At 27.9% G+C, this 22,248-nt stretch carries 25 protein-coding genes; 19 read left to right on the forward strand and 6 right to left on the reverse strand.

The window, feature by feature from the left end; all coding sequences use genetic code 11:
- The first annotated feature begins 187 nt into the window (after positions 1-187).
- From RWL85_RS01800 to RWL85_RS01890, 19 genes are all read left to right on the forward strand, one after another.
- On the forward strand, positions 188-319 hold the full coding sequence (locus RWL85_RS01800; RefSeq protein ID WP_314084226.1) for a hypothetical protein: 132 nt from the start codon (positions 188-190) through the stop codon (positions 317-319).
- A 114-nt stretch (positions 320-433) separates the two neighbouring features.
- Positions 434-910 (forward strand): hypothetical protein, encoded by a 477-nt coding sequence (locus tag RWL85_RS01805; protein ID WP_314084228.1) that lies wholly within the window; start codon positions 434-436, stop codon positions 908-910.
- 243 nt (positions 911-1,153) lie between these two features.
- Positions 1,154-1,903, forward strand: coding sequence for a 16S rRNA (uracil(1498)-N(3))-methyltransferase (locus RWL85_RS01810; RefSeq protein ID WP_314084230.1), 750 nt, complete (start codon positions 1,154-1,156; stop codon positions 1,901-1,903).
- A gap of 13 nt (positions 1,904-1,916) precedes the next feature.
- A complete protein-coding gene (locus RWL85_RS01815; protein ID WP_314084232.1) occupies positions 1,917-2,237 on the forward strand; it encodes a DivIVA domain-containing protein in 321 nt (106 codons plus the stop codon).
- A 29-nt stretch (positions 2,238-2,266) separates the two neighbouring features.
- Positions 2,267-3,442, forward strand: a complete 1,176-nt coding sequence (gene coaBC, locus RWL85_RS01820) for a bifunctional phosphopantothenoylcysteine decarboxylase/phosphopantothenate--cysteine ligase CoaBC (RefSeq protein WP_314084234.1) — start codon at positions 2,267-2,269, stop codon at positions 3,440-3,442.
- A gap of 42 nt (positions 3,443-3,484) precedes the next feature.
- Entirely contained in the window at positions 3,485-5,848 is a 2,364-nt protein-coding gene (gene priA / locus RWL85_RS01825; protein ID WP_314084236.1) for a primosomal protein N', read from the forward strand.
- A gap of 188 nt (positions 5,849-6,036) precedes the next feature.
- Complete coding sequence (gene ylxM, locus RWL85_RS01830) at positions 6,037-6,360, forward strand: YlxM family DNA-binding protein (RefSeq protein WP_314084238.1); 324 nt, start codon at positions 6,037-6,039, stop codon at positions 6,358-6,360.
- 10 nt (positions 6,361-6,370) lie between these two features.
- Entirely contained in the window at positions 6,371-7,723 is a 1,353-nt protein-coding gene (gene ffh / locus RWL85_RS01835; RefSeq protein WP_314084240.1) for a signal recognition particle protein, read from the forward strand.
- A gap of 8 nt (positions 7,724-7,731) precedes the next feature.
- Positions 7,732-8,205: a tRNA (uridine(34)/cytosine(34)/5-carboxymethylaminomethyluridine(34)-2'-O)-methyltransferase TrmL gene (trmL, locus tag RWL85_RS01840; protein WP_314084242.1), complete on the forward strand. Its 474-nt coding sequence runs from the start codon at positions 7,732-7,734 to the stop codon at positions 8,203-8,205.
- 192 nt (positions 8,206-8,397) lie between these two features.
- Complete coding sequence (ybeY, locus tag RWL85_RS01845; RefSeq protein WP_314084244.1) at positions 8,398-8,871, forward strand: rRNA maturation RNase YbeY; 474 nt, start codon at positions 8,398-8,400, stop codon at positions 8,869-8,871.
- 2 nt (positions 8,872-8,873) lie between these two features.
- Complete coding sequence (era, locus tag RWL85_RS01850) at positions 8,874-9,782, forward strand: GTPase Era (RefSeq protein WP_314084245.1); 909 nt, start codon at positions 8,874-8,876, stop codon at positions 9,780-9,782.
- Positions 9,766-10,497, forward strand: coding sequence for a DNA repair protein RecO (gene recO / locus RWL85_RS01855; protein ID WP_314084248.1), 732 nt, complete (start codon positions 9,766-9,768; stop codon positions 10,495-10,497). Before era ends, recO begins: the two co-directional genes overlap by 17 nt.
- Positions 10,498-10,511: 14 nt before the next feature.
- Positions 10,512-11,306, forward strand: a complete 795-nt coding sequence (racE, locus tag RWL85_RS01860; protein WP_314084250.1) for a glutamate racemase — start codon at positions 10,512-10,514, stop codon at positions 11,304-11,306.
- 10 nt (positions 11,307-11,316) lie between these two features.
- Entirely contained in the window at positions 11,317-11,901 is a 585-nt protein-coding gene (locus RWL85_RS01865; RefSeq protein WP_314084252.1) for an XTP/dITP diphosphatase, read from the forward strand.
- Positions 11,891-12,103, forward strand: a complete 213-nt coding sequence (locus tag RWL85_RS01870) for a ferredoxin (RefSeq protein ID WP_314084254.1) — start codon at positions 11,891-11,893, stop codon at positions 12,101-12,103. The genes RWL85_RS01865 and RWL85_RS01870 overlap by 11 nt, the downstream gene beginning before the upstream one ends.
- A 202-nt stretch (positions 12,104-12,305) precedes the next feature.
- Complete coding sequence (locus RWL85_RS01875; RefSeq protein ID WP_399533422.1) at positions 12,306-14,420, forward strand: DNA translocase FtsK; 2,115 nt, start codon at positions 12,306-12,308, stop codon at positions 14,418-14,420.
- Positions 14,421-14,473: 53 nt separating this feature from the next.
- The gene (locus RWL85_RS01880) at positions 14,474-15,424 is read left to right on the forward strand and encodes a hypothetical protein (protein ID WP_314084258.1); all 951 of its coding nucleotides are present in this window, start codon (positions 14,474-14,476) and stop codon (positions 15,422-15,424) included.
- A gap of 123 nt (positions 15,425-15,547) precedes the next feature.
- Complete coding sequence (gene pgsA / locus RWL85_RS01885; RefSeq protein WP_314084260.1) at positions 15,548-16,117, forward strand: CDP-diacylglycerol--glycerol-3-phosphate 3-phosphatidyltransferase; 570 nt, start codon at positions 15,548-15,550, stop codon at positions 16,115-16,117.
- A 58-nt stretch (positions 16,118-16,175) separates the two neighbouring features.
- Positions 16,176-16,715 (forward strand): GrpB family protein, encoded by a 540-nt coding sequence (locus tag RWL85_RS01890; RefSeq protein ID WP_314084262.1) that lies wholly within the window; start codon positions 16,176-16,178, stop codon positions 16,713-16,715.
- Positions 16,716-16,950: 235 nt separating this feature from the next.
- Here the strand turns inward: RWL85_RS01890 and xerS are convergent, their stop codons facing one another.
- The 6 genes from xerS to trmB all read right to left on the reverse strand — a co-directional run bounded on the left by xerS (position 16,951) and on the right by trmB (position 22,241).
- Positions 16,951-17,997, reverse strand: coding sequence for a tyrosine recombinase XerS (gene xerS / locus RWL85_RS01895; RefSeq protein ID WP_314084264.1), 1,047 nt, complete (start codon positions 17,995-17,997; stop codon positions 16,951-16,953).
- A gap of 464 nt (positions 17,998-18,461) precedes the next feature.
- Positions 18,462-18,650, reverse strand: coding sequence for a 50S ribosomal protein L28 (gene rpmB / locus RWL85_RS01900; protein WP_004631997.1), 189 nt, complete (start codon positions 18,648-18,650; stop codon positions 18,462-18,464).
- 117 nt (positions 18,651-18,767) lie between these two features.
- On the reverse strand, positions 18,768-20,168 hold the full coding sequence (locus RWL85_RS01905) for a gluconate:H+ symporter (protein ID WP_314084265.1): 1,401 nt from the start codon (positions 20,166-20,168) through the stop codon (positions 18,768-18,770).
- A 113-nt stretch (positions 20,169-20,281) separates the two neighbouring features.
- Entirely contained in the window at positions 20,282-20,818 is a 537-nt protein-coding gene (locus RWL85_RS01910; protein ID WP_314084267.1) for a DUF1697 domain-containing protein, read from the reverse strand.
- 67 nt (positions 20,819-20,885) lie between these two features.
- Complete coding sequence (gene efp, locus RWL85_RS01915; protein ID WP_314084269.1) at positions 20,886-21,443, reverse strand: elongation factor P; 558 nt, start codon at positions 21,441-21,443, stop codon at positions 20,886-20,888.
- 156 nt (positions 21,444-21,599) lie between these two features.
- Positions 21,600-22,241: a tRNA (guanosine(46)-N7)-methyltransferase TrmB gene (trmB, locus tag RWL85_RS01920; RefSeq protein ID WP_314084271.1), complete on the reverse strand. Its 642-nt coding sequence runs from the start codon at positions 22,239-22,241 to the stop codon at positions 21,600-21,602.
- Between the last annotated feature and the right edge of the window lie 7 nt (positions 22,242-22,248).

Below are 22,248 nucleotides of genomic sequence, written 5' to 3' on the forward strand. Positions count from 1 at the left end.
AAAATACTAAACAAAAATAACTGAATATTTTGTCCAACTTTTTGGGTGCAGTACCCCCTTACTTAATAAGTAGGGGTTTATTTTTTTATGCAATTTTTAAAAAAATTTTAAAATATCTATTGAAATTATATCGATTAAGTGATATAATATAAATATAAGTTGGCAGAGGAACAGAAAGGAGAAAAAAATGGAAGATATGACAAATGAACAATTTAATCAATTTAAAGAAACTCTTCTAAAGTTAGTGCTAGAGAGATTAGAAAATAGCAAAACATTAGAAGAAGCTAAAGAAAAAATAGAAGCTCTAATCGAAGATTAGAACTTCTAAAAAAACGAACGGTAATCAAGGTGAAGTCCTAAGCCACTTCACCTCGCTACTAAGATAATAATAACATAAAAATGGCTTAAATTCAATAAAAAAGAAGGTTAGAATATGGTTGATAAATTAATTAAAGAAATAGAAGAACTTTTAAACAGTGAAATTAGTAGTTATAAAATAGCTAAAGATTCTGGAGTCTCTTATTCATTGATATCAGATTACAGAAATGCTAAAAGAAAAATAGAGAATATGACATTACAAGTCGCAAATAAATTAATCAAATACACGGAGGAATTAAAAATGAAAAATTATGATAAAATGATGGTTGTTGTTAATGAGTTAGTATTAGAAGAAGGAGCAACAGTGACTTACTGGACTGAAGAAAATCCTAACGACTGTACTTGTTGCTATTCAGTTGAAGAGTTAAAGGCTCATTTAGGAAATATGGAAGAAGATGAATACGAAAAACTAGTATTTCAAGTTGACAACGGGGATGATTGTGACAAGTCTTATCAGTTCTATATGAGAGAATATCAAGCAGTATTAGATCGAGATGAAATAACATTATCTTTCTTACATAACACTAGATAAGAAATTAAGCCCCAAAATAAAGGGGCTTTCCCTGTGGGGAAAATTTAGGGAAAAAGCATCTAAATGCTTGTTAAAATCTGTTGTATTTTAAATATACTGAGATACTTTTTAAATTACTTTAAATATGCTATAATATATTGATAAATACACGTTTTATACTTGAAATATATTTTGTTATACTTCAAATTTAGAGGAACGTCGATAAGGTAAAATTAATTGTAAGATATAAACTTAGGAGAAATTATGCAACAGTATTTTTTAAATAAAGAGTTAAATGTTGAATCAACATATGAATTATCAAAAGAAGATAGCAATCATATCGTAAGAATTATGAGAAAACAAAATAATGATAAAGTCTATGTTGTATTTAAAAATGAAATTAAATATATTTGTACAATTATAGATAATAATGTAGATAAGGTATTAGTTGCTCCATATGAGCAAGTAAGCGGTAGTAATGAGCTTCCAACAAAAATTACAGTAGCTATACCACCATTAAAAAATGATAAGATAGAATACTTAATTCAAAAACTAACAGAACTTGGAGTAAGTAATATAGTTCTATTTAATTCTGAAAGAAACATTGCTAAAATAAAGAAAGATAAAGTAGATTCTAAACTTAATAGATGGTCAAAAATTATTAAAGAAGCTTCAGAACAATCAAAACGAAATCTTATACCAGATATTACATATGTTGATAGTTTGAGAGATTTAGTGAATTTTTCTGAGAAATATGATCATAAAGTGGTAGCTTACGAAAAAGAATCAGTGAATGAAGATAATATTAATCTTAAAAATTTATTAAATTCTGAGTTGAATAATAAAGATGTAATAGCAGTTTTTGGAAGCGAAGGCGGCCTATCAGAAAATGAGATTAGTATTTTAACTGAGAATAAATTTAGTGTGATAGGATTAGGAAAAAGAATATTACGAGCTGAAACTGCTCCGCTATATTTTGTTAGTTGTGTAGCTTATTTTAGTGAATTTAAGTAAAGGAGTCTAGGATATGAGTGTAGAATTGAATTTAACTGCAAAAGAAATATATGAGAAAGAATTTAAAAAAAGTAGAGTTAAAGGATATAGTGAAGAAGATGTAAATGATTATTTGGATTTAATAATTGAAGACTATATGAAATTAGATAAACTTTTGACTCGATTAAAAGAATTAGAAATTGAAAATCAAAATTTAAAAATTAAAATTGATGCTTTAAAAAATGCTAATCGAGATGAAAGACCTGTACAAGTTACTAATTTAGATATTTTAAAAAGATTATCTAAACTTGAAACGGCTGTATTTGGTCCGAACAGTGTAGATTATGATTTGTAAAATATTAATCTATTAAAAAGGAGATAATAATGAATGTATTATTAATTGTATCTGGAGGAATTGCTGCATATAAAGCAATAGACTTATCTAGTTCTCTTGTTAAAAAAGGTTATAATATAAAAGTTATTTTGACTAGAAATGCCGAGAATTTTGTAACTTACTTACCTTTTCAGACTTTAACAAAAAATAAAGTATATACTAGTACGTTTGATGAATTAGATGAAAAAGAAATACAACATGTAGATCTGACTAAATGGGCTGATAAAATAATCGTTGCTCCTGCTACAGCAAATATAATTTCAAAATTTTCTAGTGGAATTGCTGATGATTTAGCTACTTCATTAATGCTAGCTGTCAGAGATTTTAAAAAGGTATATATTGTGCCTGCTATGAATACTGCTATGTATCATAATCCTATTATTAAAGAGAATATAAGGAAACTAGAGAGTTTTGGTTTTAATTTTGTTGAACCTGATAGTGGTTTATTAGCATGCGGTGATATAGGTGAGGGGAAATTTCCAAGTATTGAAAAAATTGAAAGAACAGTGTTCTCTTCAGAAAGAGTTGATTTAAAAGGTAAGAAGGTATTAGTAACTGCTGGACCAACTAAGGAATTTATAGATCCATTTAGGTGTCTAACAAATCCATCTTCAGGGAAGATGGGTATCTCTATAGCTAATGAATTTGCAAGACGCGGAGCTAGTGTTATTCTAGTAACAAGCGTTGAAAGTAATAACATTAATAAAAATATAAATATTATAAAAATTATTAGTACTAGTGATATGTTTGAAGCGGTGAGAAATAATTATAAAGATTGTGATTATATAGTAAAAGCCGCAGCAGTTTCAGATTATACTCCCGTTGAAGTATTTGATAAAAAAGTTAAGAAACAAGATGGATCTTTATCAATAGAATTCAAAAGAACACAAGATATACTCAAATATGTTGGAGAAAATAAGTCTAAGTACCAAAAAGTAATAGGTTTTGCTGCTGAAACAAATAATTTGATTGATTATGCAAAAGAAAAAATTATTAAAAAGAATCTTGATTATATAGTTGCTAATGATATTTCACAAAATGATATAGGATTTGGTAGTGATAATAATGAAGTCTATATAATAGACAAATTTGATAAGATAACTAAAGTTGATAAGAATAGTAAAGATAATATAGCAAGAGCAATAGTAAACGAAGTGACTAAGTAACATTTAGTAATTTATAAAATTAATTGAAAGTGAGGTGAGGTTATGTATGCTGAAGTAATAATTGATGTAAACAATCATAATGTTAATCAGAGTTATTATTATTTAATTCCAAAAGAGTTTCAAGATAAAGATTTAGAAGGTTATAGAGTAGAAGTACCTTTTGGTTCTAGAATAATTCAAGGTTATATAGTAGCTGTTAAGGAAGGTGAATTAGAGAACGGTGAGGTTAAGGATTTTAAGTATATAAAGAAAATTAAAGATGATTTTCCGATTTTAACTAAAGAAATGATACTATTGTCTAAAGTAATGACTGATGAATTGTTTTGTACTAGAATTCAAGCGATTGAAACATTAATTCCTACTAGTTTAAAGAATAAATATGTTGAGTATTATGAACTAATTGATGCAAATACCACTTTACTTTTGGATTATGCTAAACATTTTAATAGTGAAAATTTAATTGAAAAGAAAAAATTTGAAAAGTTATTTACTGTTTCTCAAATTGGCTATTTAATCTCACTAAAAGCAATAAGACTTATAAGTAAAATTAAAGAAGTGAATAATGTTGAAGTAGAGGAATACATTAAAATTAATGAGTATAAGGATGAAAAACTTACAAAAAAACAATTAGAACTAGTCAACTATTTACTTAAAAATAATAAAATAAAGAAATCAAAGATAAAAGATATTCTAAATATAGGAAGTCCTGTTGTAAAAAAATTACTAGAATTAAATATAATAAAGGTTGAAGAAGAGGAAGTTGTTAAGAATATTAATACAGATATTATTCAAAACGACACTACGCTTAGTAAATATCAACAAGTTATTTATGATAAAGTAAGTGAAAACTTTGATAAATCAAAATTTAATGAATATCTTCTTCATGGTGTTACTGGATCAGGAAAAACGGAAATATATATTAAACTTGTTGAAGCAACGATTAAAAACGGTAAAGATGCCATAGTATTAGTGCCTGAGATCATTTTAACACCACAGATTGAGAAAAAATTTAGAAAAGTCTTCAATGATAATATAGCTGTTATTCATTCTAGATTAAATTCTAGAGAAAAATTTAATGAATGGAAAAAAATAAGAGATGGAAAAGTTAAAATATGCTTAGGAACTAGATCGGCAATTTTTGCTCCTTTTCATAATTTAGGTATTGTTATTATTGATGAAGAGCATGAAAATAGTTATAAACAAACAGACTCACCTAGATATGATGCTAAAGATATTGCTAAAAAACGTGGATTTTATAATAAATGTACAGTGTTATATGCAAGTGCAACACCCTCTGTAGATTTGTATTATAATTTCGAAAATAATAATCCTAATAATTTATTAAAATTATCGCATAGATTCAATAATAAATTACCAAAAATTAGTGTTGTTCACAATGATGATAAAGAAGATGTTATTGCAACTGAATTATTAATTAGAATTAAAGAAAAAATAGAAAAAAATGAGCAAATCTTATTATTAATGAACAAAAGAGGTTATACTAATTTTATCCGTTGTTTTTCTTGTGGGCATTTATATAAGTGTGAAAACTGTGATATAAGTTTAAACTATCATAAACATGATAACTCATTACGTTGTCATTTTTGTGGGTATCAAAAAAAGATTACAAGTATTTCTAAGTGCTGTGACCACCCTGAATTAGTATCTGGTAATTATGGTATTCAACGTGTAGAAGAGTATTTATACGAAAATATTCCAGGTGTTAGAATAACAAGGATGGATTCTGATACAACGAGTAAAAAAGGTGCGTATGAAAAACTTTTAACTGATTTTAAAAATCACAAATCTGATATTTTATTAGGCACTCAAATGATTTCTAAAGGTTTAGATTTTCCAAACATCACATTAGTAGGCGTACTATCAATTGATAGTATGATTGCATTACCTAGTTTCAAAGCTAATGAAAAACTATTTCAATTATTAGTTCAAACAGCAGGGAGAGCAGGACGTAGTAAGAAAGAAGGAGAAGTAGTTTTTCAGACAAATATCGCAAGTAATATAATAGATTATGCAATTGAACATAGTTATGAAAAGTTTTATAAATACGAATTAAATCGTCGAAAACTAATTGATTATCCTCCGTTTTGTAAAATATCATTTATAACAATTAAAGGTTATGAAGAGAAAAAAACAGAACAAGTTGCTAAGATGATATATAGTTTTATTAATGGGAAGCAGCAAGGTTTATCTATATTAGGTCCAAACAAAAGTTTGTTTTATAAGATAAATAAGGAATATAAGTTTAATATTGCGATTAGATATAAGGATGAAAATTATAAACAATTATATCCAATTTTAAAATATATAAATGATTATTTTGCTGAAAGTTTTTCAAGAGAAAAAATATCGATAACAATAGATAATGCAGCCTTAGATTATATGTAAATTTTTTAAATTTAATTGTACGAATATTTCATTAAAAAAGAATATTATATACCAATAAAATCAACTTACTAGTATAGCTATGTGAGTTGATTTTATTTCTGGAAAAAACGGTAAAAATTTGAAAAAAACGCGATTTTATCGTATAATAAAGAGATGTAGAATTATACTTAAATGACTGGAGGAAGATTGTGGAAATAGAACAAGTTATAAAAATTTCACAACTCTATGATTTTTACTCTGAATTACTAAGTGATAAACAAAAGCAATACTTAGATGATTATTATTTCAATGATTTATCACTTACAGAGATTTCTGAGAATTATAATATATCAAAACAAGCTGTATCAAATAATATTAAGCGAACGATAGTAGAATTAGAGCAGTTTGAAGAGAAGTTAAATTTAATAAAATTAAACAATCAACGATTGTTTTTACTTAACGAAATAAAAAAATCAACAGTAGATACAGAAGTATTAACGTATGTTGAGGAATTGATAAAACTAGAAAATTAGGAGAGCTTGTATGGCATTTGAGAATTTATCGGAAAGATTACAAAATACAATAGCTAAACTTACTGGGAAAGGTAAAGTCTCTGAGGCAGATGTTAAAGAGATGATGCGCGAGGTTAGATTAGCTTTATTAGAAGCGGACGTTAACTTTAAAGTAGTAAAAGAATTCGTAAAGAAAATTAGCGAAAGAGCTGTTGGAACTGAAGTTATGAAATCATTAACTCCAGCACAACAAATAGTAAAAATTGTTAATGAAGAACTTGTTGAATTATTGGGTGGTTCTAATGTTGAATTAAATCAAGGCGGTAAAATTACAACAGTGATGATGGTTGGTCTTCAGGGTGCTGGTAAAACTACTACTGCAGGAAAACTAGCATTAAAAGTGAAAAAAACTATGAAGAAAAAACCGCTTCTTATTGCAGCTGACGTATATAGACCTGCTGCGGTTCAACAATTAAAAACTTTAGGGAAGCAGCTTGATATTGAAGTTTTTTATGTTGATAAAGATCCAGTTGATATTGTTAAAGATGGGTTAGCATTTGCTAAGGAAAATTACTTTAACTATGTAATTATTGATACTGCAGGACGTCTTCACATTGATGAATTATTAATGGATGAGTTAAAAAATATTAAGGCCGCAACAACACCAGATGAGATACTATTAGTCGTTGACGCTATGATTGGACAAGAAGCAGTAAATATTGCTACTTCTTTTGATGAACAATTAGATATTACTGGTTTAGTACTTACTAAATTAGATGGAGATACACGTGGTGGTGCTGCATTATCTATTAAATCTATTACAGGAAAACCTATTAAATTAGTTGGTATGGGTGAAAAAATGAATGACTTAGAGTTGTTCCACCCTGAACGTATGGCATCTCGTATCTTAGGTATGGGTGATGTACTTACACTAATAGAAAAAGCTCAAGCGTCAATAGATGAAGATGAAGCAAAAAAAATGCAAGAAAAAATTCTAAATCAAAGTTTTACTTTTGAGGATTTTCTAACTCAGTTAGAACAAGTAAAAAAACTAGGAAGCCTTAAAGATATACTTGGGATGATTCCAGGTATGGGTAAACTTAAAAATATGAATTTAGATGCAGTTGATGAAAAACAATTTGTCTATATTGAGGCAATTATTAAATCGATGACTATCGAAGAAAGACAGAATCCAGATATTATTAGCGTTCCACGTAGAAAACGTATTGCCCAAGGTAGTGGACGTCCTATAAATGAAGTTCATAAACTTATTAAACAGTTTGAAGAAATGAGAAAAATGATGAAGCAATTTGGTGGGCTTATGAATGACAAATCTAAGAGAAAGGGTCTAGGAAGAATGTTTGGCGGCAAACTTCCGTTCTAAAATATTTTATGAATAATATAGTTTTATTCCAACCAGAAATTCCGGCTAACACAGGGAACATAGCCCGAACTTGTGTTGGTACTAATACAAGGCTACATTTAATTAGACCGTTAGGTTTTTCAATTGATGATAAACATGTTAAAAGAGCTGGTTTAGATTATTGGGATAATTTAGATTTAGTTGTGTGGGATAGTTTTGATGAATTTTTGGAAGCTACAAATGATAAGAATTATTATTTAATCACTAAATTTGGTACGAAAAATTATTGTGACTTTGATTTTTCAAATGAAAATAATGAAGATATTTACTTTATTTTTGGAAGAGAAACAAAAGGATTACCAAAAAATTTTAGAGAAAAATATAGTGAACAAGCATTGCGTATTCCAATGAGTGAAAATGTTCGTTCGTTAAACTTATCTAATACTGCAGCCTTAATAATTTATGAAGCATTAAGACAACAAAATTTTAATAAATTACAGTAATATGCAGATTATTTTGGGTTATCCCAAAAGGTATATTAGAAACACAAAGACGCGTGATTTATTGATATCTAAAATTAAAAATAGTTTTTTGGATATTTAATAAGTTTTCAGAGGTGTGACTCTACATCGATTTCTTTGAAATCACAAATTTTAGGTCGCCACCTCTTTATAAGAATATAAAAGGAGAAAAACATGACATTTGTTGATATTATAGATGATAATAACTTAGTTGAAGACAGTACTAAAGAGATGTTACTTAAATTATTGGAATGTGCTGCCGAGTATGAAAATGTTGATACTGAAATCACTGAGATGTCATTGTCTTTTGTAAGTAAAGATGAAATACAAGAAATTAATCGTGATTATAGAGGCAAAGATGTACCTACTGATGTTATTTCTTTTGCTTTAAATGATGAAGTTGAAGATGAAATTGATATTATAGGTCTTGAAGACGAGATTAATTCAATTGGAGATGTAATTATCTGTGTTGACATTGCACATGAACAGGCTAAAGAGTATGATCATAGTTTCGATAGAGAAATAGGTTTTCTTGCTGTCCATGGATTTCTACATCTATTAGGTTATGATCACATGACTGAAAAAGATGAAATAGAAATGTTTGGTAAACAAGATGAAATTTTAGAGAAATTTGGTTTAAGGAGATAAGCATGTTTGAAGAACAAATTAAAACGGGTTTTGTCACAATTATAGGTAGACCTAATGCCGGTAAATCAACGCTATTAAACAACATATTACAACAAAAAATTGCAATAATGTCAGACAAACCACAAACTACTAGAAATATTATTAATGGTGTTTACACAGACATTGATTCTCAAATCGTATTTATAGATACGCCGGGTATTCATAAACCAAAACATAGACTAGGTGACTATATGATGAAACTTGCTAGTAGTGCAATACAAGAATCAGAGATAGTATATTTAATCATTAATGCTAGTGAAAAATTTGGACCTGGTGATCAACATCTGATAAATATTGTTAAAGAGTTAAAAGTTCCAACGTTCCTATTAATTAATAAAATTGATTTAATTTCACCCGAACAATTAATTCAAATAATTGAATTTTACAAAGATTTGTATGACTTTGTGGAAATAGTTCCTATATCAGCTCTTAAATCTATCAATGTAGATAATTTACTAAATACTACAAAAAAATATTTACAACCAAGTTATAAAATGTATCCCGACGATGTAATAACTGATTCACCTGAATATTTTGTTATTTCAGAATTTATAAGAGAAAAAGTACTTCAATTAACAGAACAAGAAATTCCACATTCTATTGCCGTTGTTATTGATAGAATTGAGAAGGAAGCAGGTAAGAAGAAAAATATTATTGCTACAATAGTTGTTGAAAGAAAATCACAAAAAGGTATGATTATCGGTAAACAAGGTAAAATGATTAAAGAAATAGGCTCAAGAGCAAGAAAAGATATCGAAGTTCTTTTAGGAGAGAAAATATTTTTAGAACTATGGGTTAAAGTTATTGATAATTGGAGATCAAAACCAAATCAAATTCGAGATTTAGGCTATAGGGATGATATCTTTGACTAATAGAAATTTCATAACAGGAATAATTATTAAAAAAATAAGATATAGAGATTATCATGAAATACTACATGTATTGACAAAACATGGTAATGTAGAGAGTTTCTTTTATGAGAATGTTCATAAAAGTAAAAAGAAGATAAAAGTTAGCACACCTTATGAGGTATCGATAAATTTCTTCCCTACAAAAGGTATGAATAAAATAACAAATTTAGAAATTGAAAATACATATACCAATATAGTGTATGATATTTTGAAGAACAGTTATGTATCGAATATGTTAGAGTATGCTAACTTAATTAATGATAGTTCTATTAATATGTATAAATTATTAAAATTATGCTTAATTAATATAGAGAGTGGTGTTTCTGAGAAACTTGTTTTAATTTATTACTTATGTCAAATATTAAAAGAACAAGGTTTTATGTTTAAATATCAGAAAACAGAGCATATTTATATTGGTTATAGTTTTTTAAAAAGTAGTTTTGTGGATAAATTTAATATAGACCCGAGTGTGTATGGGTTAAATGATTCTTTAGTAAAGCTGACATATTATATGACTGTTAAAAATATAAACTTTTTAGAAGGTTTAGAAATTGATAATAAAGATTTACTTCGTCTATTTTCCTTTTTAAATGTTTTATTAAAAGAATTTATAGGAATAGAAACTAAATCTTATACTAAAATATTAGAACTTGAAGAAATGCTTGGTTCTAATTAAGAAAGAGGCTTTTTATGAATAATGCAATAGGAGTATTTGATAGTGGAGTAGGTGGTTTAACAGTTGCTCGTGAAATTATGAGGCAATTACCTAACGAAACTATTTATTATTTCGGAGATGTTAAAAACTGTCCATATGGAGATAAAAATAAGGAAGAGATAATAGTAAATACGGATAGAGCAGTAAAATTCTTGATAGATAAAGGGGTTAAGATGGTTGTCTTGGCGTGTAATACGGCAACGGCAGCGGCCCTTGAATATTTGCAAAACAAATATGACGTTCCTATAATAGGGGTTGTTCAACCAGGTGCAAGACGTGCTATTCAAGCAACAGAAAATAATAAAGTACTTGTATTAGGAACTAAATTTACAGCGAATTCAAAAGTTTATGATTTAGAAATAGAAAACATAAATTCTGATATTATTGTCTTTGATAAAGCTTGTCCAATGTTTGTCCCTTTTATAGAGAAAGAAGGTAATCTTGATAAAGAGGCAACACGACAAATGATTAAAGAAACATTAGAAAACACGAGTACTTTAGGTGTTGATACTGTAGTTTTGGGCTGCACACACTATCCTATATTAAAAAAAGATATTGAAGAATACTATGGAAATAACATTAAGGTTATATCTTCAGGAAGAGAAGCAGCACGAGAAGTAAGTACAGTATTAGGATATGCAAAACTTCATCAGAAGAAGTTTAATAAAAAAGATCATAAATTTTTCATCTCACAGCATAGTGATAATTTTAATAATATTGCTTCTAAATGGTTAAATAAAGAAATCAATGCAGAAGTTGTTGAAATATAGGAGAAAATAAATGAAAGAATTAATATTAGCATCTAATAATGCTCATAAAGTAGAAGAAATTAAAAGTATTTTAGATGATTATAAGATTTTAACGCTTAAAGATATTGGATATTATGAAGATATAATTGAGGATGGTACTACATTTGAGGAGAATGCATTAATAAAAGCAAGAACTATAGCAAAATACTCTGGTAAAGCTGCAATTGCTGATGATAGTGGACTGAGTGTAGCTCTTTTAGATGGTAGACCGGGTGTTTATTCTGCAAGATATTCAGAAGAACAAACTGATGAAAAAAATATAGAAAAAGTTTTAGCAGAACTAAATGGTGAGAAGTCTGAAGCTAAATTTGTTTCTGTAATAGCTCTTGTTAGACCAGATGGTAGTGAAGTAACTTTTAGAGGAGAATGTCACGGTGAAATAATTTTTGAGAAAAGAGGAAGTAACGGATTTGGTTATGATCCTATCTTTTATGTACCAAGTTTAGAAAAAACTTTTGCTGAATTAACACCAGAACAAAAGAATAGCATTAGCCATAGGAAAGAGTCTTTAGAAAAATTTTCAAAGTATTTGAAAGAAGAAGATTATGAAAACTAAAATAATTCGAGAAGATTGTATTGCATGTGGTAATTGTAATGCTATATGTCCAGATGTCTATGATTATGATGAAGATGGAATTGCTTATTGTATTGTAGATAATAATGAAATGAAAGATGAAATTTTAGAAAAGTATCATAGTTTAGTTCTCGAAGCACAAGAAAACTGTCCAACAGAGGCAGTTTATGTAGAAGAAGACTAGAAAGGAGAGAAGATTGAGCAATAAAAAATCAAAAAGCACTAAAAAAACTACAAAAAATAAAAAAAATAATAAAGTTATTAGTAAGAAGTCTCCATCAAAAAAATCTTCAAAAAATAATGTAATTCCTATATTGACTAAGGAAACATATAGAGGCTTATATTTTGTAATTTCTGTTCTTATAGTAATACTATCTATTTTACAAATGGGCTTTATTGGGAAATTTTTTGATTCACTATTTAAATATTTATTTGGTAGTTTTAGCTATATTTTTTATATAATTATAATAGCAACCCCGATATATTATATTATTAATAAAAAAGTTAAGACACCTGTTATTGTTACAACATTATTTGTATTAATTGACTTTTTATTTCAATTAATTTATGTAGGAAATAATGATAGTAATTATATAAGTTTCAATGAAATATATAATAACATGGTAACAAAGTTTGGTGGTGGATTATTTTCATATTATCCTATAAAATTGTTAATTTATTTATTATCATATTATGGATCGTTACTTGTTATTATTTCAGCAATAATTACTGTTATTTTCTTATACTTCAATATAAATCATAGAACATTTGTTTTAAAACTAAAGTATTATATAGTTAATGCTTTTGATAAAAATGAATATGTAGAAGATACAACGGAATTTTATGAAGACGATATTATCTATGATGAATATTCTACTGTAGATATTGAACAAGAAAATTCAAATGAGAAAAGATATAATAATATTAAAGACAAAGATTTAGTAGTTGATATTAGAGAATTTAAAGAAGACGAAGTAAATAATGATGAGCAATTCATCCAAAAGCCTACAAGAAAACAAAAGAAATCTAGAATAAATAATAGTGAAATTGAAGAAGTTACAAATGATTTAAAATCAGAAGAATCATATGATAATTACCAACTTCCTCCGGTTACATTGTTAAATAATCCAGTGAAAAAACAAACTATTACAAAAGGGGATGTTGTTGAGAAATCAAAAATCCTTCAAAGTACTTTTAATAACTTTGGTATAGAAGTTAAGATTGTTAAGGCAATTGTTGGACCATCAATTACTCAATTCCAAATATTACCGACTCCTGGAACAAAGGTAAGTAAAATTGTAAATTTAAGTAATGATATTGCATTGAATTTAGCAGCTAAAGATGTACGTATAGAAGCTCCGATACCAGGTAAGTCACTAATTGGTATTGAAATTCCTAATACTGTAAATGAATTAGTTACAATGAAAGAAGTATTTATCAATGATGAAGATAATTCTCCGTTGTCTGTCGCATTAGGTAAAGATGTATCAGGAGAATCAATATTTACAAGAATCGATAAAACACCACACTTATTAATAGCTGGATCTACTGGAAGTGGTAAATCTGTATGTGTTAATACTATTATTACTAGTATCTTATTAAAAAATAGGCCAGATAAAGTTAAATTAATTATGATTGACCCAAAAATGGTAGAATTATCTATTTATGATGGAATACCACATCTTCTTACTTCGGTAGTTACAGATCCAATAAAAGCCTCAGATGTACTTCATAAAGTAGTGCTAGAGATGGAAAATAGGTATAGAGAGTTTGCTAGAGCTCGTGTTAGAAATATGGAAGGCTATAACAAAATTGCAGAAAAAGATCCTGATTATAAAGAACTGCCGTACATAGTTGTTATAATTGATGAGTTAGCTGATTTAATGATGGTATCATCTAAAGAAGTTGAGGAATCAATTGCTCGTATAGCACAAAAAGCTCGAGCTGCAGGAATACATATGATAATAGCCACACAAAGACCATCAGTAGATGTAATAACTGGGGTAATTAAAACAAATATTCCATCAAGAATAGCATTTGCTGTAAGTTCAAGTATTGACTCAAGAACAATATTAGATAAATCAGGTGCTGAAACATTATTAGGAAAGGGTGATATGCTTTATTTATCTGCTGATTCGAGTAAACCAGTACGTATTCAAGGTGCGTTCCTTTCAGATGAGGAAGTAGAAAAAGTAGTTGATTATGTAAAGAGTCAATCAGAGGCTCAGTATGATCCGAATATGACTCCAAGTGAAGTAAGTTCACAAGGAAGTGTTTCATCAGCTGATGAAGTGGATCCAATATATAAAGAAGTATTATTATTTATTGCAAAAACTCAAAAAGCTTCTGCATCATTACTGCAAAGAAGATTTAAAATTGGTTATAATAGAGCTGCTCGAATAATAGATATGCTTGAGGAAGATGGATATATTGGTCCGGTTGATGGAAGTAAACCTAGAAAAGTATTCTTAGAAAAAGAGTATGCAGAAGATTATGAATAATTAAGTTTACGTAAATTAAATTATGTAAATATAAAAAAGAGAGGTATCTTAAATTGAAAAAAAATAAAAAATTATTAGTTGGATTACTTAGTATAGTAATCATGTCAGTAATTGGTTTATCTGCTTATGCTTATCAAAAGTATCAGATTGCACCAAATAAATTTATTATGAACAAAAGTAAATCAAAATTTGAAAAAATTATTAGCGAGAGTAAAAGTAAGTTTGATAAAGAAAATGATTTTAATAAAAAACTGAATGTACTTAAAGAGTTACAAGGTTATAAAGATGAAGTAGCAGCTGAAAACAAAGACAAAGTAAGAACTGATTTTGAAAAAACAGTAAAAGAAATGCGTGAAAAACTTAGTAATGATTTAAAAAATAAGATTAATAAGTTAACATTAAATGATGAAGATAAAAAAGATAGTGCAAAAGTAGAGAAAGCTAAAAAAGAATTATCTGATTTACAATCTTTAATCAATGAAAATAAAAATGTATTATTTGAAAAACAAAGAGATTTAAATGATGTTCTAGAACTGTTAACAAAAGCTTTAACTAACGTTGGAAGTCAAGTTTCTCAAGAAACTAAACAAAATATTGAACGTGGCAGAACTGATAGTAATGCACCAGTTGCAAATACTAATAACAATTCAAATAACAACAATAGCAATTCTAATGCTAGAAATAATACTAGACGAGATAATTCAAATACTAATACTAATACTAATAGTAATAGTAATAATAGTAATTCTAACGCTAACAACACTAACAACAGTAACGCAAATACAAATGCAAATACGAATACAAGTAATACTAATACGAATAATAACTCAAATTCAACGCCAACGCCTGCGCCAACAGAAACACCAGCTGCACCGGCAAATCCAACGCCAACGCCTGCGCCAACAGAAACACCAGCTGCACCGGCAAATCCAGCTCCATCTCCTACACCAGCAGGAACACCAGCTGCACCGACAAATCCTGCTCCTAGTACACCTGGGGTATAATAAAGATGAAAAATACAGGATAATAAATTTTATCCTGTATTTTTTATTGTAGCAAATTATAGAATATGATATAATTATTAATGAATTAATTTTATATTTATGTAAGAAGGGTAAGTAATAATAATGAATCTACCAAATAAAATAACTTTATTTAGAACAATATTAATACCTGTATTTATAATTTTTTTACTAGTAGACATGGGAGGAAGTATTTCTATTCTTGGAGGAAGAGAAATAACAATAAATATTTTCATAGCTGCTTTAATATTTATCTTTGCTTCATTAACTGATTTTATAGATGGATATTTGGCAAGAAAGTATAATTTAGTAACTAATATGGGGAAATTCTTAGATCCTTTGGCTGATAAACTTTTAGTAGGAAGTGCCTTCATAGTTATGGTTGAATTAGGTTTAATGCATAGCTGGATGGTAGTTATTGTAATTGCAAGAGAATTTGCTGTTACAGGTCTTAGGCTACTTGCAGTTGAAAGAGGGGAAGTGATACCTGCCGGTATTTTAGGAAAACTTAAAACTATTAGTCAATTAATCGCTATAATTCTTATATTATTAGGAAATCCTATTTTTAATACTATAGGATTTAAACTAGATTATATTCTATTATGGATATCAGTAATTTTAACAATACTATCTGGAATCGAGTATTTCAAAAATTCATTACATGTATTTAAATAATGTTAGTGATAGGTTCATCCTATCCTAGCATTATTATTTTTTGAGAGGTATTTTTTAAATGGATAATATATTAAAAGATGAGGATTTTAAAAGAAAATTCCCCATAAAACTTGTTAAACATAATAGTGAGTGGACTAGTTGGTATGAAGATGAAAAAACAAATTTACTTGATAGACTAAAAAAATATAAAGTAACTCTATATCACATAGGGAGTACAGCAATAGCAAATATTTATTCAAAGGATATAATAGATATAATTTTAGAAATTTATAAAAGTGATGATTTTGATAGTATAATGGATATTTTGAATGTAGAATGGGAACTACGTTGGAAAGAAGATGATAAAGCTTTTCTAGTTAAAGGGTATGGTGATAATGGTTTTCAAGCTAAAGTCTACCATCTTCATGTAAGAAGAAAAGGTGATATTGAGGAAGTTAAGTTTAGAGATATTTTAATAGAAAATCCAAAAATAGCAAAACAATATGAAAGATTAAAATTAGATTTAGAACTAACATACAAGTATGATAGAGAGGGATATACTGCAGGTAAAACGAAATTTATAAAAGATACTATAAAAGAATATAGTTTACATAATTAAATATATGTAAATTATATTCTTTATTTAACTTCTTTATTTTTGAAATGTTTATATAATCCTTGAATTGCAACTATTGACCAAACACCTTAAATCAGAGCCAAATACATTCAGTAATAGATAGTTAAGAGAAGTTGTTTTAAGTTTTCCTAATTGACTAAATACAAATCTACTATTAGTATTCAAATACTTGTACAATAATACCCAGTTTTACCTCAATAGAAGATATATTTCAATACTAATCATCAAGTTTATCAATATTTTGCTTAATAATCTTTTTTGATTCATTAATGTATAGCATTGATGTATCACTGTTAGAATGTCCCATTTGCGTCATAATTATTGGTATGTTTCCGTTTGTTTTAAGAGCTAATTTTGTCCCGTAACTGTGTCTTAATTTGTGTGGTGACATTGGAACATTAAATGCATCTGTATATTTCATTACCAATTTCTGAATGGCTCTTATTGATAGTCCAGTTTTGTTTTTACTAATGAATACGTAATCTTCTCTATTGAGCTTAATAGGAAGGGAAGTAATGTATTCATTAAGTCTATCTAGAGCTGATTTAGTAATTATGACTGTATCAACTTTATTCCCTTTTCTAATTACGTTAATTTCACTATTAAGAAAATCTATATCTTTTACTTTTAGATTAGCAAGTTCATTAACACGGATACCGCTTTTTAAAAATAGAGTTAATATAGCTAAATCTCTTGCTTTATCTCGAAGAAAAAATGATTTTCCATGATTAGACAATGTTTGTTCATATTCAAATTCAACGTACTGCAAAAATTCCTCATCTTGAGAATCTAAGAATATCTTTTCTGATATTTTCTTTGATCTTGAAGATAAAGTTTCTTTAACACGGTTAATGGGTATTTTAAGCATTACATTTCGTTCAAAATAAGCACGACCTTGTTCAGTTTCGCTTGTTACAGTAAGAAACTTGTAGAGTGATCTCATAGCAGCCTTATAGTTATTAATAGTAGTTTGACTACGGTATTTACCATTAACTTGTTCACGAGATAGACTCTTGAAATAACTTTCCATTTCTTTTTTAGAAATATTCTCTAAAGTAGAAAGGCTGACATCTTTAATAAGTTCAGCATCAGATATAGTTTCTCTTATTGTCCAATTTAAAAAGTTCTTATATGTTTCAAGATACCTGTGCAAAGTCAATGGTGATAAATTGTCATAATATGTATCTATAAAATCTTCTATGTAATCAGGAAACTCTGGAAGTATTTTATTTATTTTTTGTTTATAATAATCACGTTGATTCATTGGTATTACTACATTCTCCTATACTCAATTAATTGTACATATAATATGTATTATGCGAACAATTATATTATATCATATTTATATACTTCTTTCAATAACATTAATCCCCCTCATTTATTTAAAAGTGAAATTAGTTCTATTCTATTTTATTGCTATATTTTATTTATATTTTTTATTCTAATTTTAGAAATTTAGAATAATATCACACAAATTATATTTATTACTTTTATGATTTTATATTTTTCAAATATTCGATCTATTTAAATGGCGTATAAGCCTTCTAAAATTTAAAAATAATATAATTACTCCAAAAACTTATTATAATGCTCAGAATTAATTTAAATGGCTATTTATATGAAATTTAGTATATTCTAATGAATTTTGAAGTTTTTTTCTATTATGTAATGAATATAATGTAAAAAGCTACCTAAGTTTCCTTAGATAGCTTAAAGTTTATCGCTTAATTATACACGCTCAACTTTTCCGGATTTTAAAGCTCTAGCAGAAACCCAAACTTTTTTAGGTTGTCCGTCTACTAAAATTGTTACTTTTTGTAGATTGGCTTTGAATTTTCTTTTAGTTGCGTTCATCGCGTGTGAACGAGTATTTCCTGAACGAGCTTTACGTCCAGTTACGTAACAAACTTTTGCCATGAATTAATCCTCCTTTTGGAAATAGTTTATTCATAACATTTACTACATACACATGTAATAATATAACATAACTAAACATAAATATCAAGTAAAAACATTTAATTATTTAAAAAATATTTATGTAAGTGAAGTTATTATTAAAATTATAACAAAAGCAATAAGTGCTGAAACTGTTGTTCCTAGTGTCCATGTCTTAAATGTAGTTTTAAAATCCAGATTTAAGTACTGTTTAAACAACCAAAACCCAGGATCATTTACATGTGAGCAAAACATACTACCAGCAGTGATACTTAGCATTATAAATACTGGTGAGTAACTAACGGTTGGAACAAGTGGCTCTACTATGGCAAGTGTTGTTATAGCCGCGATAGTTGCACTACCAAGTGATATTCTTAGTATTGCTGCTACTATAAAACTTATTACTATTGGAGACAGATTCAAACCATTTGTTAAACTAACAATTTCATCTGTAACCTTTGAGTCTACTAGGACTTGTTTTAGACCTCCAGCAGCTCCATTAATTAAAAGAACAACAGCAATTGTCTTAATTGACTGACTTAGCAATGGAACAACGCTACTTACTCTTAACCCTTTTGCTTTCATCAATTTTATTATAGCAATTAGTAAACTTATTATTAATGCGGTAACTGGATTACTTATAATAGATAAAATTCCTTTAATGTTTGTTGGTAAATTTGGAATACCTAAAAAAATTGTAGGAATTGTAATAAGTATAACAGGTAGTAACATTAATAGTATTGCAAAGGATGAACTCATAATCTGATTTTCAATTTTAAGCACATTTATAGAGTTAGTTGCTTTTTTAGTGATAGGCATTGTTTTAACTAGTTTTGAATTAGTTAATAATAGCCCTCCAATTAATGCTGTAGGAATTGCAACTATTAAACCATAGAAAAACACTTCTGCCATATTAAGATGAAATGTCTTAGTTATAATACTTGGACTTGGATGCGGCGGGAATAAGGCGTGGATAGTTAAAACTCCAATACTAGCAGGCAACGCAAGATATATTCTGTCTAAATCTAATTCTTTTGCGACTGCTAATATAATAGGTATAACTAATATAAATGCAACATCAAAAAATAAAGAAAAACTAATACACATTCCAGCAATAAGTAATCCTAATTGTATTCTTTTGATTCCAAATGTACTTATCATCTTTTTAGCGGTTATTTCAACTGCACCCAATTCTTCTAATATTCTACCGAACATCGCTCCCAATCCTAAAATCAAAGAAAGATGTCCTAGTAGTGATCCGGTCCCCTTCTCTATAGAATCGATTAATGTATTAGGGGAAAGACCTAAAAATAAACCTAGAATGATTGCAACTATTAATATTGATAAGAATGGTTCAAAATGCAACTTTGTAATAAGAAAAATTAAAGCACTTATACCAATAAATACTAATAACAATTTATAAGAATAAAATCCTAAAAAAACTGCTAAAGAACAATATACAATAAATCCTAGGATGATTGATAATTTATCTAATTTCATTATATTCTCCTTAATTTTTTCATTAGGTAATTATATCATTATTAACTAACTTAAGTAAAGATATACGATTTTTAATAATTATAGAACAAATTATTATGAGTATTTATCATTATTTATCTATTAAATAGTTCTGAAATTTTTTCAAATGTTCTAGCATTCCTTATAGTAATAGATTTATAAAAACTCTCTTTCATAAGTAATTTATGATATGAAGTTGATAAATAGTTTTTCTCATTGTATTTACCCCAAAAGACAGCTCTTTTTCCAAAGTGAACCATTTCGTCATTTAATGGCATGATCTTTATTCGCTCTTTCATTACAGAATAATCAACTTCATCACTATAAAAAAGAACATCTCTTCTAAAAAGTTCCTCTGACCACCATTCAGGTAAATTAGATATCTCGTCCAAATATTCTTCTTGTGTCAGTATTACTTTATTTATAGAAAAAGGGAAAGTCGCTAACATATGTGATATCTTATCACTAACAGTTTCTTTATTATCATTAGCGTCAAATATTATATTGCCGCTGTTAATATAAGTAATAACATTTTCGTATCCTAAACGTAAAATCAAATCTTTCAATTCAGCCATGGATACTTTATTCTTCCCACCAACATTTATTCCACGAAGTAAAAGTAAGTATCTCATATATATTCTCCTTTAAAAGAAGTCTCTCTATTATTACTATAATAGAGAGACTTTAATTTATTTTAAATTATGCTCTTGATACGTAAGAACCTTCAGCTGTATTAATAACTAATACGTCTCCTTCTTTAACGAATAGAGGAACTTGTAAAGTGTATCCAGTTTCTACTGTAGCAGCTTTAGTAGCTCCTTGTGCAGTATCACCTTTAACACCAGGTTCTGTTTCAGTTACAGTAAGTTCTACTGTTGTTGGTAAGTCGATACCTAAGATTTCATCACCAAACATTAAGATTGAAACTTCCATATTTTCTTTTAAGAAGTTTAATTCATATTTTAATTGTGCTTCAGGCACTTCGATTTGCTCGTAAGTAGCGTTATCCATAAATACATAAGCTTCACCAGTTGAGTAAAGATATGACATTTTTTGGTTATTGATTTGTGCTTTTGCTACTTTTTCACCAGCTCTGAAAGTTTTATCGTTTACTGCACCAGTACGCATATTTCTTAATTTAGAACGAACAAACGCAGCTCCTTTACCAGGTTTAACGTGTTGGAATTCCATTACTTTCCAAATGTTTCCATCAACTTCGATAGTAACTCCAGTTTTAAAATCATTAACTGATATCATTATTAAATTTCTCCTTTAAATTGTATTAATAATATTATAAATAAATTTTTTTTTAAAATCAAGGTATAAACTAATAATTTTAGTGTAAATTATAGTAATAGAAATATCAACACTTAACAAAGTTTACATAATATTATTTATGTAAACTTTAATTTATTATTTTTTCTTTATAGCCTCTACCATATATATTCGATTACCTTTTTTAATAAACTTATCTTCATACTCAGTATGAACATTATCTTCTTCATACACACTATTAGTTAAATCTAGTGAAAGTCTATTAAAAGTATATCCATATTTTGCATAACTCATTAAACTGTATTCAAATAAACCTTGGTTATCAGTTTTCTGAACGATTGTTTTATTACCATTTAATATTGCTTCATAACGTGCAAGAAATGTATGGAAAGTTAAGCGTCTTTTTTCATGTCTTGTTTTAGGCCATGGATCTGAAAAGTTTAAATATAACTGATCTACTTCCCCATCTGCAAAATATTCTAATAGATCTTCTGCATTCCCTGAGATTAACTTTAAATTATCTCTATGTGTTTCTTCAACTTTATCTAATAAGAATGTTAGTACAGTTGGTTGGGCCTCCATAGCTATATAATTAATGTCTGGGTGTCTTTCAGCAAGTGTATGAATAAACTTACCTTTCCCACTCCCAATTTCTAGATGAATTGGATTTTCATTTCCAAAAACTTCTTTCCATTTCCCCTTATTATTTTTAGGTTGTAAAAATACAACTGGACTATTCTCTAGACGCTCTCTAGCATCTGCTCTATTTCGAACTCTCATTCATGTA

This window comes from uncultured Gemella sp., assembly GCF_963515875.1.
Classification (GTDB): Bacteria; Bacillota; Bacilli; order Staphylococcales; family Gemellaceae; genus Gemella.

Bases quoted from the DNA above. Each gene is read 5' to 3' on its own strand.
- RWL85_RS01905 (WP_314084265.1), bottom strand. From the start codon at position 20,168: ATGAAATTAGATAAATTATCAATCATCCTAGGATTTATTGTATATTGT.
- ybeY (WP_314084244.1), top strand. From the start codon at position 8,398: ATGACATTTGTTGATATTATAGATGATAATAACTTAGTTGAAGACAGT.
- priA (WP_314084236.1), top strand. From the start codon at position 3,485: ATGTATGCTGAAGTAATAATTGATGTAAACAATCATAATGTTAATCAG.
- RWL85_RS01910 (WP_314084267.1), bottom strand. From the start codon at position 20,818: ATGAGATACTTACTTTTACTTCGTGGAATAAATGTTGGTGGGAAGAAT.
- trmB (WP_314084271.1), bottom strand. From the start codon at position 22,241: ATGAGAGTTCGAAATAGAGCAGATGCTAGAGAGCGTCTAGAGAATAGT.
- racE (WP_314084250.1), top strand. From the start codon at position 10,512: ATGAATAATGCAATAGGAGTATTTGATAGTGGAGTAGGTGGTTTAACA.
- RWL85_RS01875 (WP_399533422.1), top strand. From the start codon at position 12,306: ATGGGCTTTATTGGGAAATTTTTTGATTCACTATTTAAATATTTATTT.
- RWL85_RS01800 (WP_314084226.1), top strand. From the start codon at position 188: ATGGAAGATATGACAAATGAACAATTTAATCAATTTAAAGAAACTCTT.
- RWL85_RS01810 (WP_314084230.1), top strand. From the start codon at position 1,154: ATGCAACAGTATTTTTTAAATAAAGAGTTAAATGTTGAATCAACATAT.
- ffh (WP_314084240.1), top strand. From the start codon at position 6,371: ATGGCATTTGAGAATTTATCGGAAAGATTACAAAATACAATAGCTAAA.
- coaBC (WP_314084234.1), top strand. From the start codon at position 2,267: ATGAATGTATTATTAATTGTATCTGGAGGAATTGCTGCATATAAAGCA.
- efp (WP_314084269.1), bottom strand. From the start codon at position 21,443: ATGATATCAGTTAATGATTTTAAAACTGGAGTTACTATCGAAGTTGAT.
- RWL85_RS01865 (WP_314084252.1), top strand. From the start codon at position 11,317: ATGAAAGAATTAATATTAGCATCTAATAATGCTCATAAAGTAGAAGAA.
- RWL85_RS01815 (WP_314084232.1), top strand. From the start codon at position 1,917: ATGAGTGTAGAATTGAATTTAACTGCAAAAGAAATATATGAGAAAGAA.
- trmL (WP_314084242.1), top strand. From the start codon at position 7,732: ATGAATAATATAGTTTTATTCCAACCAGAAATTCCGGCTAACACAGGG.
- RWL85_RS01870 (WP_314084254.1), top strand. From the start codon at position 11,891: ATGAAAACTAAAATAATTCGAGAAGATTGTATTGCATGTGGTAATTGT.
- RWL85_RS01890 (WP_314084262.1), top strand. From the start codon at position 16,176: ATGGATAATATATTAAAAGATGAGGATTTTAAAAGAAAATTCCCCATA.
- RWL85_RS01805 (WP_314084228.1), top strand. From the start codon at position 434: ATGGTTGATAAATTAATTAAAGAAATAGAAGAACTTTTAAACAGTGAA.
- pgsA (WP_314084260.1), top strand. From the start codon at position 15,548: ATGAATCTACCAAATAAAATAACTTTATTTAGAACAATATTAATACCT.
- xerS (WP_314084264.1), bottom strand. From the start codon at position 17,997: ATGAATCAACGTGATTATTATAAACAAAAAATAAATAAAATACTTCCA.
- rpmB (WP_004631997.1), bottom strand. From the start codon at position 18,650: ATGGCAAAAGTTTGTTACGTAACTGGACGTAAAGCTCGTTCAGGAAAT.
- era (WP_314084245.1), top strand. From the start codon at position 8,874: ATGTTTGAAGAACAAATTAAAACGGGTTTTGTCACAATTATAGGTAGA.
- recO (WP_314084248.1), top strand. From the start codon at position 9,766: ATGATATCTTTGACTAATAGAAATTTCATAACAGGAATAATTATTAAA.